Origin of the sequence: Pseudomonas sp. PSE14, assembly GCF_029203285.1 — a bacterium.
Classification (GTDB): Bacteria; Pseudomonadota; Gammaproteobacteria; order Pseudomonadales; family Pseudomonadaceae; genus Pseudomonas.
This window is the reverse complement of the sequence record NZ_CP115669.1, coordinates 3,916,565-3,929,420: the sequence shown is the minus strand read 5'-3', so window position 1 is coordinate 3,929,420 and position 12,856 is coordinate 3,916,565. Positions and strand designations below refer to the sequence as shown.

General features: G+C 67.6%; 12 protein-coding genes. 10 read left to right on the top strand and 2 right to left on the bottom strand.

Translation table 11 applies throughout. The annotated features are described in order from the left end of the window. The first annotated feature begins 148 nt into the window (after positions 1–148). The 6 genes from O6P39_RS17910 to O6P39_RS17885 all read left to right on the top strand — a co-directional run bounded on the left by O6P39_RS17910 (position 149) and on the right by O6P39_RS17885 (position 5,692). Positions 149–952, top strand: coding sequence for an AraC family transcriptional regulator (locus O6P39_RS17910; RefSeq protein WP_275607823.1), 804 nt, complete (start codon positions 149–151; stop codon positions 950–952). 42 nt (positions 953–994) lie between these two features. After that, positions 995–1,642 carry a LysE family translocator gene (locus O6P39_RS17905; RefSeq protein WP_275607822.1) on the top strand — a complete coding sequence of 216 codons (648 nt, stop codon included), beginning with the start codon at positions 995–997 and terminating at the stop codon, positions 1,640–1,642. Positions 1,643–1,879: 237 nt separating this feature from the next. Next, the gene (locus O6P39_RS17900) at positions 1,880–2,692 is read left to right on the top strand and encodes an alpha/beta hydrolase (RefSeq protein WP_275607821.1); all 813 of its coding nucleotides are present in this window, start codon (positions 1,880–1,882) and stop codon (positions 2,690–2,692) included. Beyond that, positions 2,689–3,549, top strand: a complete 861-nt coding sequence (locus tag O6P39_RS17895; protein ID WP_275607820.1) for an alpha/beta hydrolase — start codon at positions 2,689–2,691, stop codon at positions 3,547–3,549. Before O6P39_RS17900 ends, O6P39_RS17895 begins: the two co-directional genes overlap by 4 nt. 135 nt (positions 3,550–3,684) lie before the next feature. Beyond that, positions 3,685–4,575, top strand: coding sequence for a DUF4892 domain-containing protein (locus O6P39_RS17890; protein WP_275607819.1), 891 nt, complete (start codon positions 3,685–3,687; stop codon positions 4,573–4,575). Between the two features lie 67 nt (positions 4,576–4,642). Then, positions 4,643–5,692, top strand: coding sequence for an AI-2E family transporter (locus tag O6P39_RS17885; RefSeq protein ID WP_275607818.1), 1,050 nt, complete (start codon positions 4,643–4,645; stop codon positions 5,690–5,692). A gap of 146 nt (positions 5,693–5,838) precedes the next feature. On the opposite strand, the gene O6P39_RS17880 is transcribed toward O6P39_RS17885, so the two are convergent. Both O6P39_RS17880 and O6P39_RS17875 read right to left on the bottom strand, forming a co-directional pair. Next, positions 5,839–7,119: a CynX/NimT family MFS transporter gene (locus tag O6P39_RS17880; RefSeq protein WP_275607817.1), complete on the bottom strand. Its 1,281-nt coding sequence runs from the start codon at positions 7,117–7,119 to the stop codon at positions 5,839–5,841. A 28-nt stretch (positions 7,120–7,147) separates the two neighbouring features. Continuing rightward, on the bottom strand, positions 7,148–7,807 hold the full coding sequence (locus O6P39_RS17875; protein WP_275607816.1) for a FadR/GntR family transcriptional regulator: 660 nt from the start codon (positions 7,805–7,807) through the stop codon (positions 7,148–7,150). A gap of 278 nt (positions 7,808–8,085) precedes the next feature. On the opposite strand from O6P39_RS17875, the gene kdpF reads away from it, so the two are divergent. The 4 genes from kdpF to kdpC all read left to right on the top strand — a co-directional run bounded on the left by kdpF (position 8,086) and on the right by kdpC (position 12,712). After that, positions 8,086–8,175, top strand: coding sequence for a K(+)-transporting ATPase subunit F (kdpF, locus tag O6P39_RS17870; RefSeq protein ID WP_090262021.1), 90 nt, complete (start codon positions 8,086–8,088; stop codon positions 8,173–8,175). 8 nt (positions 8,176–8,183) lie between these two features. Continuing rightward, complete coding sequence (gene kdpA, locus O6P39_RS17865; RefSeq protein ID WP_275607815.1) at positions 8,184–9,878, top strand: potassium-transporting ATPase subunit KdpA; 1,695 nt, start codon at positions 8,184–8,186, stop codon at positions 9,876–9,878. Positions 9,879–9,890: 12 nt separating this feature from the next. Next, complete coding sequence (gene kdpB, locus O6P39_RS17860) at positions 9,891–11,960, top strand: potassium-transporting ATPase subunit KdpB (protein WP_275607814.1); 2,070 nt, start codon at positions 9,891–9,893, stop codon at positions 11,958–11,960. A 203-nt stretch (positions 11,961–12,163) separates the two neighbouring features. Continuing rightward, entirely contained in the window at positions 12,164–12,712 is a 549-nt protein-coding gene (gene kdpC, locus O6P39_RS17855) for a potassium-transporting ATPase subunit KdpC (protein WP_275607813.1), read from the top strand. The last annotated feature ends 144 nt before the right edge of the window (positions 12,713–12,856 follow it).

The window sequence follows — 12,856 nt, the reverse complement described above, 5'->3', positions numbered from 1 at the left end:
TGTAGGAGCGAGCTTGCTCGCGAACAATGCCGGGCACCAAGGCATCAGGCGGTTCGCGAGCAAGCTCGCTCCTACAGGTCCGGCGCCGCTTGGCACCCCTCGCAATTTTGTCCAAGACCCAGGGTTCCCGCGTCGGTAAAGTGGGCCCATGGAACGCATCGAACATCACAGCAGCGGCTTGCCCGGCGTCCGCTTCATCGACGCCGAGTACCGCCGTTTTGCCTTTCCCCGGCATTTTCATCTCGACTATCACGTCGGGCTGATGCTGGACGGTTGCCAGCGCTACACCCATCGCGGTGAGCGCTCGCTGGCCGGGAACGGCGACATCCTGTTGATGACTCCCGAGAGCATTCATGACGGCGCCAGCGAGGGTGACGACGGCTATCGCATCCGCGTGCTCTCCATCGACCCGCAATGGCTGGATGACGCCTGCCGCGCCTTCAGCGATGGCCGCCAGGGCGCGCCGCGCCTGACCGCCGCGCAGCTGCGTGATCCGTCGTTGCAGGCCGAACTGCAGCGCGCCCACTCCCTGATGCTGGGCGGCGAGCGCCTGGCGCAGGAAGGACAGCTCTGGCAGGCGCTCGCCGCGCTGCTGGAGCGTGCTTCCAGTTTGCGCATCCGCGAGCCGGGGCAGGGCTTCGATGCCCTGACCTGGGCGCGCATTCGCGAATGGCTGGAGTCGCGTCTGGAGACGCCGCCGACGCTGGAGGAGATTGCCGGGTTCTGCGACCTCAGCCCCTGGCAGGTGCTGCGTCGCTTCCGCCACCAGTGCGGATTGCCGCCGCACCAGTGGCTGACCCAACTGCGCCTTGAGCGCGCCTTGCCACGGGTGATCAAGGGCCAGCCGTTATCGGAAATCGCCTTGGACCTGGGCTTCTACGACCAGGCCCACTTCAGCCGCTTGTTCCGCCGCACCTACGGATTGCCGCCCGCGCGACTACGCCAGCGCTGATCGATTCCACTCCCGCTTCCTTTCCCACTGGAGAATCCCGCCATGCAGGAGGTTCACGTCTTGCTCATGCTCACCGCCGTGTTCGCCGTCGCCCTCGTCAGCCCCGGGCCGGACGTCGCGCTGGTGGTACGCACTGCCCTCCACCAGGGCCGCCGCGCCGGCGTGCTCAGCGCGTTGGGGCTGGCCTGCGGCATCCTGGTTCACGGCACGCTGGTGTTGACCGGCGTGTCACTGCTGCTCAGCCGTTCGCCGCTGCTGTTCAGTGCGCTGCAACTGGTGGGCGCGGCCTATCTCGGTTGGTTGGGGATCGGCGCGCTGCGCGCCTTGCGCCAACCCGGCGGGGCAGGGCGGATCGATGGCGAACTGGCGGATTCGAAACTCGGGCCCTGGCTGCGCGGGCTGGCTACCAACCTGTTCAATCCCAAGGCGCTGGTGTTCTTCCTGGCGCTGCTCAGCAGTCTGATCCCGGCGGATATGTCGGCAGCGGGCAAGGTTGCGGTGGCGGTGATGCTGTTCGGCACCGGTTTCGCCTGGTTCAGCCTGCTCAGTGTGCTCCTCACCCAGCCGCTGTGGCAGCAGCGACTGCTGCGCGCCGTGCCGGTGATCGATGGCGCCTGCGCGCTGGTGTTCCTGTTGGTGGCAGGAGGGATTCTGTTCAGCGTGGTCAATCACGCGGTGCAGTGGGTTTGAGGTGGAACGGCGGATAACGTGTTCCGCGTTATGCGCCCTGCGAAAAGCTCCATGTAGGGCGGATAACCGTTGACAGTTATCCGCCGAAGTCGTGCTGCACGAGGCGCAGAGCAGGGCAAATCCGCCGGAGCGCCATGGACTTTGGCCGTAGTGCCGTCATTCGCGGCAGCGCGGGTCATTGCCGCGCTTTCTGTGCTGTCGGAAAATTCAGACTGTTATTCGCCAGAGTTCGCCGGCATGTCGCAATCGGTCTTCTTCGCCCACGCCAACGGGTTTCCATCGGGCACCTACAGCAAGCTGTTCGACGCCTTGGAGCCGGACTACCGGGTTCATCGGCTGGACATGCACGGCCACGACCCGCGCTTCCCGGTGAACGCCAACTGGGAAAACCTGGTGGAGGAGTTGCTGCATCACCTGGACACTCTGGACGAGCCGGTCTGGGGCGTTGGCCACTCCCTGGGCGGCGTGCTGCATTACCATGCCGCGCTGCGCCGTCCGGAGCTGTACCGGGGCGTGGTGATGCTCGATTCGCCGTTGCTGACCGTCGCCGATCAACTGGTGATCCGCGTCGCCAAGCGTTTCGGCTTCATCGACCGACTGACACCCGCCGGGCGCACCCTGGGCCGGCGCGAGGACTTCAACGATTTCGCCGAGGCCCTGGAGTATTTCGCCGGCAAGCCACTGTTCAAGCGCTTCGACCGCGACTGCCTGGAAGCCTACGTGCGCCACGGGTTGGCGCAGTCGGCGGCGCAAGGGCTGCGGCTGAAGTTCGACCCGGCCACCGAGATCAGTATTTACCGCAACGTCCCGCACACCAGCCCCGGCCGGCCGAAGCAACTGGCCGTGCCGCTGACCCTGGTGCGCGGCCGCCACAGCCGCGTGGTGCTTCCGCATCATGCACGGTTGGTGAGCCACATTCCGCAGGGGGAGAGCCTGTCGCTGCCGGGCGGGCACATGTTCCCGCTGGAGCGCCCACAGGACACCGCCGCATTGCTCAAGACTGTATTCGCCCGCTGGCAACAGCGCGAAAATCATAAGGAATCGCCATGACCGCCCACGTCCAGGAAATCCGCCTGAACCTGCCGCACATCGAACTGGCGGCGCACCTGTTCGGCCCGGAAGACGGCCGCCCGGTGATCGCGCTGCACGGCTGGCTGGACAACGCCATGAGCTTCGCCCGCCTGGCGCCGAAACTGCCCGGCCTGCGCATCCTCGCCCTGGACTTTGCCGGCCATGGACTCTCGGCGCACCGCGCGCCGGGCGCCAGCTACCTGTTGTGGGACTACGCCTTGGACGTGCTGATGGTGGCCGACCAGATGGGCTGGGAGCGCTTCACCCTGCTCGGGCACTCCATGGGCGCCATCGTCTCGGTGCTGTTGGCCGGCGCCATGCCCGAGCGCATCGAGCGTCTGGCGCTGATCGACGGCCTGGTGCCCTACACCGGCGAGGCGGAAACCTCGCCGCAGAAACTGGGCGAGGCGCTGCGCGCGCAAATCGCGTTGTCGAACAAGCGCAAGCCGGTGTACGAGGCGATCGACCGCGCCGTGGAAGCGCGCATGAAGGGGGTTGGCGCGGTCAGCCGCGAGGCGGCGGAATTGCTGGCCTCCCGTGGCCTGATGCCTGTGCCCGGTGGTTACACCTGGCGCAGCGATGCGCGCCTGACCCTGCCATCGCCGCTGCGCCTGACGCGTGCCCATGCACGGCAGTTCGTCCAGGCTATCCAGTGCCCGACCAGCCTGGTGCTGGCGCAACAGGGGTTGCTGATGGCGGAGCCGGCGACCCACGAGCTGCTCAAGGATCGCCCCATCGAGGTCCACGCACTGCCCGGTCAGCACCACCTGCACCTGGACGACGAGGCCGGCGCGGAGGCGGTGGCGGCTCTGTTCCGGCCGTTCCTGCTGGGGTAAGCGTCTGCTCAAGGTCTTGCCGTGCGCAGCGCAGGCATTGAGCCGATGCTGAGGGAAACACCCCGTAGTGCCCTTTGGCTTGACTAAACCGGGGCCTGCCGCGAGTCTGCACGGATCGCTTCAGGGAGATTGTGCATGCTCGACATCCAAACCGCCGCGCGCCCGTGCTGCAAAGGGACTTTCCAGGCCGACGCGCAGAGCACCCGGATGCCACGGCTGTTGTACTCCCTGTTGTTTGGCGGTCTGCTCGCCGCCAGCACTGGCGGTTTCGCCGCCGACCTGCCTGACAGCCATGACCTTGAAATCCTGCCGCGCTTCCCGCGCTCGGAAATCGTCGATTTCAACCAGGCGGCCAGCCAGGAACGGACCTACCCACAGGGTTCGATCAGCCGCATCAGCGGACGCCTGCGCATGGAAGGGGAGGTGCGCGCCATCGGCAGCCTGACCTCCGTGACCTATCGCCTGCCCGACGAGGACTCTAGCCAGAGCGCTTTCGCCGCCGCGCGCAAGGACCTGCTCAAGGCCGACGCCACGCCGCTGTTCTGGTGCGAAAGCCGTGACTGCGGCTCCAGCAACCTGCTGGCCAACGCGGTATTCGGCAACTCCAAGCTCTACGGCCCGGACGACCAGCAGGCCTACCTGCTGGTGCGCCTCGCGGCGCCCCACGAGAACAGCCTGCTGGCCGTCTACACCATTACCCGCGGCAACCGCCGCGCCTACCTGCACGCCGAACAGCTGGACAGCGGCGTCGCCCTCGGCGAACTGCTGCCCAGCCCGTCCACCTTGATGCGCCTGCTCAAGGCCAACGGCGAGCTGACCCTGAGCCATGTCCCCGAGCAACCCGGCGGCGCCTGGCTCGACCTGCTGGTGCGCACCTTGCGCCTGGACACCGGCGTGCGCGTCGAGCTGGCCGGCAAGCACGCCGGCGACTGGCGCACCGCGCTGACCGCCCAGGGCGTGCTCGATGCGCGCCTGGAGCAGGGCAAGGACGACAGCGACGGCCTGCACCTGACCTGGCTGCGCTGATTCGCCTACGCTGAATTCTGGCGCTCTGGAAAGGGCGTCTCACCGTTCCCGATATCCCGGAGTCTCGATGTTCGACAATGATCGCCTGCTGCTGCGCCTGCTGCTCCTGGTCCTGCTCGCCGCCAGCGTCTGGGTGCTGCTGCCGTTCTGGTCGGCGCTGGTCTGGGCGGCCGTGCTGGCCTTCGCCAGTTGGCCGCTGATGCGTCTGCTCACCCAGTTGCTGCGCGGCCGGGAAGCCGCCGCCGCCGGCCTGCTCACCTTCTGCTGGATCGTGCTGGTGGCGCTGCCGCTGGTGTGGCTGGGCTTCGGCCTGGTGGACCGGGTGCGCGAGGGCGTCGAACTGGTGAAGAACCTACAGGTTTCCGGCCTGCCGCCGCCGCCGGCCTGGATGGCGCGCGTTCCCCTGGTCGGCGATCGCCTGATCGGCTGGTGGTACCAGGCCGACCAGCAGGGCGTGGCGATGTTCTCCGCGCTCAAGCCGTACATGGGCGAGGTGGGCAACTGGGTGCTGGCGCGCAGCGCCAAGCTCGGCACGGGGATCTTCGAGCTGGTGCTGAGCCTGGTGCTGATCTTCTTCTTCTACCGCGACGGCCTGCGCCTGCAAGCCTTTGCCCACGCCATGCTGCAACGCCTGATCGGCAATACGGCTTCGCAGTACATGGAGATCATCGCCGGCACAGTGCAGCGCGTGGTCAACGGCGTCATCGGTACCGCCGCCGCGCAGGCGGTGCTGGCTACCATCGGCTTCCTTATCGCCGGCGTGCCGGGGGCCTTCGTACTGGGGCTGTTGACCTTCGTCTGCAGCCTGCTGATGGTCCCGCCGCTGATCTGGGGGCCGGCGACGATCTGGCTGTTCTACCAGGAGAGCTACGGCTACGCCCTGTTCATGGCGATCTGGGGGTTCTTCGTGATCAGCGGGGTGGACAACATTCTCAAGCCGTACCTCATCAGCCGTGGCGGCAACCTGCCGCTGGTGGTGGTGCTGCTGGGGGTGCTGGGTGGGTTGCTCAGCTTCGGCTTCATCGGACTGTTCCTCGGGCCGGTGCTGTTGGCGGTGATGTACAACCTGATCAGTGCCTGGATCGACAGTTCGAGTCGGTTGCCGCCGGCGGCTTGAGGGGCGGTGCGGCGCCCTGTGCGGGGCGCTGTCTTGCAGTGCTACCTCGGAGGGGCGGACAAAGCCCGCTCCTCCAGGGAAACTCCGCGCGTATGAGCAGACTCCGGCGCGATCAGCCAAGGTTCACGAGCGAAGCGCCAGCCACCTCAGACATGCTCGCTCTTCACCCGCACCAACCGATCCCGCCCGGCCCCGAGGCCGAAGGCGATCGCCCCGACCGAGACCACCACGAAGATCACCCCGGACGCACTCCAGCCGCCGGTGACGTCATGCACCACGCCGACCAGGAAGGGCCCGCAGGCCGCCAGGGTGTAGCCCACGCCCTGGGCCATGCCCGAGAGGTTGGAGGCGACGTGGGAGTCCGGCGAGCGCAGTACGATCAGCGCCAGGGCGATGGCGAAGGTGGCGCCCTGGCCGAGGCCGAGCACCACCGCCCAGCCCCAGATGCCCGACAGCGGCGCGTAGAGCAGGCCGAGCAGGCCCGCCAGGGTCAGGCTCATGACGATCACCACCGCCAGGCGCTGGTCCTTGCCACGGGTGGCAAGCCAGGGGCCGGCCAGGGCGCTGAACAGTTGCACCATCACCGAGCCGGACAGCACCAGACCGGCTTCCGTGGGGCTCAGGCCGCGGTCGATGAGGATCGACGGCACCCAGCCGAAGACGATGTAGGCCAGGGACGACTGCAGCCCCATGTACAGGGTGACTTGCCAGGCCAGCGGATCGCGCCACAGGCCTTTCACCTTGTACACCGCACGGTGGGCGTGGTGGTTCTGCCGGGTCTGCGGCAGCCACACCAACGCGGCAAGGATCGCCGGCAGCGCCCAGAAGGCCAGCGCCAGTTGCCAGCTGTCGCCCATCAGTCCGGCCAGCGGAACGGTGGCGCCGGCGGCGGTGGCGGCGCCCAGGCACAGCGCCATGGTGTAGACGCCGGTCATGGTCCCGGCGATGTGTGGGAAGTCGCGTTTGACGATGCCCGGCAACAGCACGCCGATGATGCCGATGCTGGCGCCGGCCACCAGGCTGCCGAGGAACAGCCCGGCCACCGGAAACAGGCTGCGCAGCACGATGCCGGCGGCCAGGCTGAGCAGGATCAGCAGCACCGTACGCTCGGCGCCGAGGCGGCGGGCGAGCATTGGCGCCAGCGGCGCGAACAGGCCCAGGCAGAGCACCGGCAGGGTGGTCAGCAGGCCGGCGGAGGCCGCCGACAGGCCGGTGCCGTCGCGTACGGTGTTGAGCAGCGGGGCGAGGCTGGACAGCGCCGGACGCAGGTTCAGCGCCACCAGCACCAGGCCCAGGAGCAGCAGCCAGGGGCGCGCTGGGTGTGCCGGGGGCGTCGGTTCGTCATTGGCTTCGGCGTCGACCAGCAACTCCTCCGGGGGGCAGGAGCGCTTGTGTTCGGCGTCGCGTGGATCGTGGGGCAGGGACATGGTGGGCATTCCGGCAAAAGACAAAAAGTCAGATCAGCAGGGCGCGATTGGCGCGGGCGGCGGCCTCGGCATCGCCGCGCTCGATGGCGTCGAGCAGCTCGCGGTGCAGTTCGAAGCTCGGCTGCGGTCGGCTGGGGTCGCTGATGGTGCGTTCCAGGCCGGCGCGGATCACCTGTGAGAAGTAGCGGTACAGCTCGCTGAGCACCGGGTTGTGGGCGCTGTCCACCACGCGCTGGTGGAAGATCAGGTCATGGGCGATGTAGTCGTCCAGGGCGCCGCCATGGCGAATGGCGGAGGCCTCCAGGGCCTCGCGCAGGGCCAGGATGTCCGTCTCGGTGCGGCGCTCGGCGGCCAGCCGGCTGGCTTCCACCTCGATGATGCCGCGTGCTTCCAGGGCCTGCTCCACCGAGCTGCGTGCCAGCACCAGCATGGTGTCCAGCGGATTGGCGCAGGCGCGCACGTAGGTGCCGTCGCCCTGGCGCACTTCCAGCACGCCGGAGAAGGTCAGCACCCGCACCGCTTCGCGCACGGTGTTGCGGCTGATGCCGAGGGATTCGGCCAGTTCGGGTTCCGGCGGCAGGCGCTGGCCCAGGGGCCAGGTGCCGTCATCGATACGCAGGCGGATCTGCTCGAGGGCGATATCCACCAGCGAGCGCTTCTGAATGGGGCTGGGCACGGAAACATCCAATCATCGGATGAATTTACAAGTGCCAAGCCTAGGGCATGAGCGGGGCGGCTTGCAAACCTGGGGAGACCGCTGGGATGTGTGCCCCGGCGGCCGGTTTCGCCGCGCGGATCAGGCGGCGATGTTCACCACAAAGGGCCTCTCCAGCAGTTTTTACGGTTTCTTTATGCCCCGCCGGCACCTCGGGAATCGCTCCTTTACGCCTTCCGTGCGGAAAATTTCCGTCAAGCGGCAAAAGCCGCGCAAAGCGATGGAGTCGCCCGCGTGAGGAGAGAGAAATCATGAGCGTGCTCGACGGTGTGTCCCTGGTCCTGGCCACGGCACTGTTCATTTATCTGCTGGTGGCGCTGTTGCGCGCCGACCGTTCCTAGGAGACGTCATGAACAGTCATGACATTCTGCTGATTGTCGCCTTCCTGGCGCTGGTGCTGGTGCCGGCACCCTTCCTCGGGCGTTTCTACTACACGGTGATGGAAGGGCAGCGTACCTTCCTGAGCCCCGTCTTCCTGCCGGTGGAGCGGGCTATTTATCGCGCTTGCGGCATCCATCCCGAGGACGAGCAGGACTGGAAGAGCTACACCGTCGCGCTGCTGGCGTTCAACCTGGCCGGGCTGGCGCTGCTATTCGCCATCCTCATGCTGCAGGGCACGCTGCCGCTCAATCCGCAGCACCTGCCGGGCCTGGAGTGGACCCTGGCGTTCAACACCGCCGTGAGCTTCGTTACCAACACCAACTGGCAGGCCTACAGCGGCGAAGCGTCGCTCAGCTACCTGAGCCAGATGCTCGGCCTGACCGTGCAGAACTTCGTCAGCGCCGCCGTCGGTCTGGCCGTGCTGGTGGCGTTGGCCCGTGGCATCGCGCGCAAGTCGACGAACAACCTGGGCAACTTCTGGGTCGACCTCACCCGCGCCACCCTCTACGGGCTGATCCCGCTGTGCCTGCTGCTGGCGCTGCTGCTGGTCTGGCAGGGCGTGCCGCAGACTTTCCTGGATTACGCCCACGCCCTGACCCTGCAGGGCAGCGACCAGTCCATCCCTCTGGGCCCGGCGGCCAGCCAGATCGCCATCAAGCAGCTGGGCACCAACGGCGGCGGCTTTTTCGGCGTGAACTCGGCGCACCCGTTCGAGAACCCGACCATCTGGAGCAACCTGTTCGAGGTCGCCTCGATCATCCTGATCCCGGCGGCGCTGGTGTTCACCTTCGGCCACTACGTGAAGGACCTGCGCCAGAGCCGCGCCATCCTCGCCTGCATGCTGGTGCTGTTCACCCTGAGCCTGGGGGTGTCGCTGTGGGCCGAGTACCAGCCCAACCCGGCGCTCAGCGCGCTGCCGGTGGAGCAGGTTGCTCCGCTGGAAGGCAAGGAAAGCCGCTTCGGCACCACCGCCAGCGTGCTCTGGGCGGTCACCACCACCTCGGCCTCCAACGGCTCGGTGAACGCCATGCATGACAGCCTCAACCCGCTGTCGGGCATGATGGCGATGATCAACATGATGCTTGGCGAAGTGATCTTCGGCGGTGTCGGCGCGGGCCTCTACGGCATGCTGCTGTTCGTCCTGATCGCGGTGTTCCTTGCCGGGCTGATGGTCGGCCGCACGCCGGAATACCTGGGCAAGAAGCTCGAAGCCCGCGAAGTCCGCCTGCTGGTGGCAACTCTGCTGGTGATGCCGGTGGGCGTGCTGGTGCTCGGCGCCATCGCTGCCAGCCTGCCGGGGCCGGCTGCCGCGGTGACCAACCCGGGGCCGCACGGCTTCAGCCAGCTGCTCTACGCCTATACCTCGGGCACCGCGAACAACGGCTCGGCCTTCGCCGGCTTTGGCGCCAACACGCCGTTCCACAACCTGATGATTGCCCTGGCCATGCTGATCGGCCGCTTCGGCTACATCCTGCCGGTGCTGGCGATCGCCGGCAGCCTGGCGGCGAAGAAGGCCACCCCGGTCGGCCCCAACAGCTTCCCGACCCACGGCCTGCTGTTCGTCAGCCTGCTGACCGCGACCATCCTGCTGGTCGGCGGCCTGAACTTCCTGCCGACCCTGGTGCTTGGCCCGGTGGCCGATCACCTGACGCTCGGTTTCTGAGGAGCTTTCGCAATGAATGCGCAAACCCAGGATCTCGCCCTGAAGAACTCGTCGAGAGCCGCTGACAAACGCCCGACCACCACCTTCGCCGCGCTGTGGAAGCCGGCCCTGGTGCAGTCCTTCTTCAAGCTCGACCCGCGCCAGCTGCAACGCTCGCCGGTGATGCTGGTGGTGGCCCTGACGGCCGTGCTGACCACCGTGCTCTGCGTGGTCGGCGGCGAGGCGGTGCCGACCTTCGTGGCCGTGCAGATTGCCGTATGGCTGTGGTTCACCGTGCTCTTCGCCAACTTCGCCGAAGCCCTCGCCGAGGGCCGCGGCAAGGCCCGCGCCGACAGCCTCAAGGCCGGCACCCAGGGCCTGCAGGCGATGCGTCGCAGCGCCAGTGGCCACTTCGAGAAAGTGACCGCCAGCACCCTGCGCAAAGGTGACGTGGTACGCGTCGAAGCCGGCGAGCTGATCCCCGGCGATGGCGAGGTGATCGAAGGCGTGGCAGCGGTCAACGAGGCCGCCATCACCGGCGAATCCGCGCCGGTGATCCGCGAATCCGGCGGCGATCGCTCGGCGGTGACCGGCAACACCCGGCTGGTGTCCGACTGGCTGCTGGTGAAGATCACCGCCAACCCCGGCGAATCCACCCTTGACCGCATGATCGCCCTGGTGGAAGGCGCCAAGCGCCAGAAGACCCCCAACGAAGTGGCGCTGGACATCCTGCTGATCGGCCTGACCCTGATCTTCCTGCTGGTGGTCGTGACCCTGAAACCCTTCGCCCTGTTCGCCGGCGGCAACCTGCCGCTGGTGTTCCTGGTGGCGCTGCTGGTGACCCTGATCCCCACCACCATCGGCGGCCTGCTCTCGGCCATCGGCATCGCCGGCATGGATCGCCTGGTGCGCCTGAACGTCATCGCCAAGTCCGGCCGCGCCGTGGAAGCCGCCGGTGACGTGCATGTGCTGATGCTCGACAAGACCGGCACCATCACCTTCGGCAACCGTCGCTGCAGCGCCCTGCATGCCGCGCCTGGCGTACAGCAGCTGGAGCTGGCCGAGGGCGCGTTCCTCGCCTCGCTGGCGGATGACACGCCCGAGGGCAAGTCCATCATCGAGTTCCTCCGCGCGCAGGTCATCCTGCCGGAGCCCGAGCGCAGCCGCGTGACGCCGATTGCTTTTAGCGCCGAGACGCGCCTGTCGGGCATCGACTTCGACGGCCACGTGTACCGCAAGGGCGCGGTGGACGCCGCGCTGGCCTTCATCGGCCTGGACCGAGCGCAGATGCCGGAAAGCCTGGCCAAGGAAATCGAGCGCATTGCCCAGAGCGGCGGCACGCCCCTGCTGGTGGTGGCCGACGGCAAGCTGCTGGGGGCGATCCACCTGAAGGACGTGGTCAAGCCGGGCATCCGCGAGCGCTTCGCCGAGCTGCGTCGCATGGGCATCCGCACCGTGATGGTAACCGGCGACAACCCGCTGACCGCCGCCGCCATCGCCGCCGAGGCGGGGGTGGACGACGTGATCGCCGAAGCCACGCCGGAGAAGAAGCTGGCGCGCATCCGCCAGGAGCAGGGCGAGGGCCGCATGGTCGCCATGTGCGGCGACGGCGCCAACGACGCCCCCGCGCTGGCCCAGGCGGACGTCGGCATGGCCATGAACGACGGCACCCAGGCCGCTCGCGAAGCCGCCAACCTGGTGGACCTGGACAGCGACCCGACCAAGCTGCTGGATGTGGTGCAGGTGGGCAAGGAACTGCTGGTGACCCGCGGCGCGCTGACCACCTTCTCGGTGGCCAACGACGTGGCCAAGTACTTCGCCATCCTCCCAGCGCTGTTCGCCGGCATCTACCCGCAACTGGGCGTGCTTAATGTGATGAAGCTGGCCAGCCCGCAAAGCGCCATCCTCTCGGCCATCGTGTTCAACGCGCTGATCATCGTCGCGCTGATTCCCCTGGCCCTGCGCGGCGTGCGCGTACAGGCCAGCGACGCCTCGCACCTGCTGCGGCGCAACCTGCTGATCTACGGCGTGGGCGGGCTGGTCGCGCCGTTCGTGGGAATCAAGGTGATCGATATGGTTTTGGTCGCCGTGGGCCTGGCTTGACGGGCTTCTTTGATCGACTGACGGGAGGCGTTGGTGCCGTGCGCCCTCTCCCTAACCCTCTCCCTGAAGGGAGAGGGGACCGTCCGGTGGTATCGGGAAATGTGGAGCTCGCCGGATGCTCCGAACAACTCCCTCTCCCTTCAGGGAGAGGGCGGGGGAGAGGGTAGACAGCCCCGCTCCTAACCCAACAGAGGAACACGAACATGCTCAACCAACTCCGCCCCGCCATCGCCTCGCTGGCCCTGCTCAGCGTCGTCACCGGCGTTGCCTATCCGCTGGCCGTCACCGCCGTCGCCCAGGTCGCGTTCCACGACCAGGCCAACGGCAGCCTGGTGCGTGACGACCAGGGCAATGTGCGCGGCTCTGCCCTGATCGCGCAGAAGTTCGACGGCGCCCAGTGGTTCCAGTCGCGCCCTTCGGCCGGTGACTTCGCTACCGTCTCCAGCAGCGCCAGCAACCTCGCGCCCGGCAACCCGGCGTTGGCCGAACGCATCGCCAAGGACGCTGCCGCCCAGCAGGTTGGCGGCCAGCCGGTGCCGCTGGCGCTGGTCACCACCTCCGGCAGCGGCCTCGACCCGCAACTGCCGCCGGCCGCCGCGCTATACCAGGTGCCGCGCATCGCTCTGGAACGCGGTGTGCCGACGGCCAGCCTGGAACGACTGGTGGAGGCCAACACCGAGCGCCCGCTGATCGGCCCCGCGGTGGTCAACGTACTGGCGCTGAACATGGCCCTGGCCAGTCTGCCTCGTTAGACTCCAGCGCCAGTACCGGGGTCTGCCACGGTATGAGGAAAAGATGCCGTGTCGTCCATTGGCAGAGGACGGCTCCCTCTCCCTTCAGGGAGAGGGCTGGGGAGAGGGGCCTTTGGCCTCGCTCTCGTGTTGAAACGAGCGCCG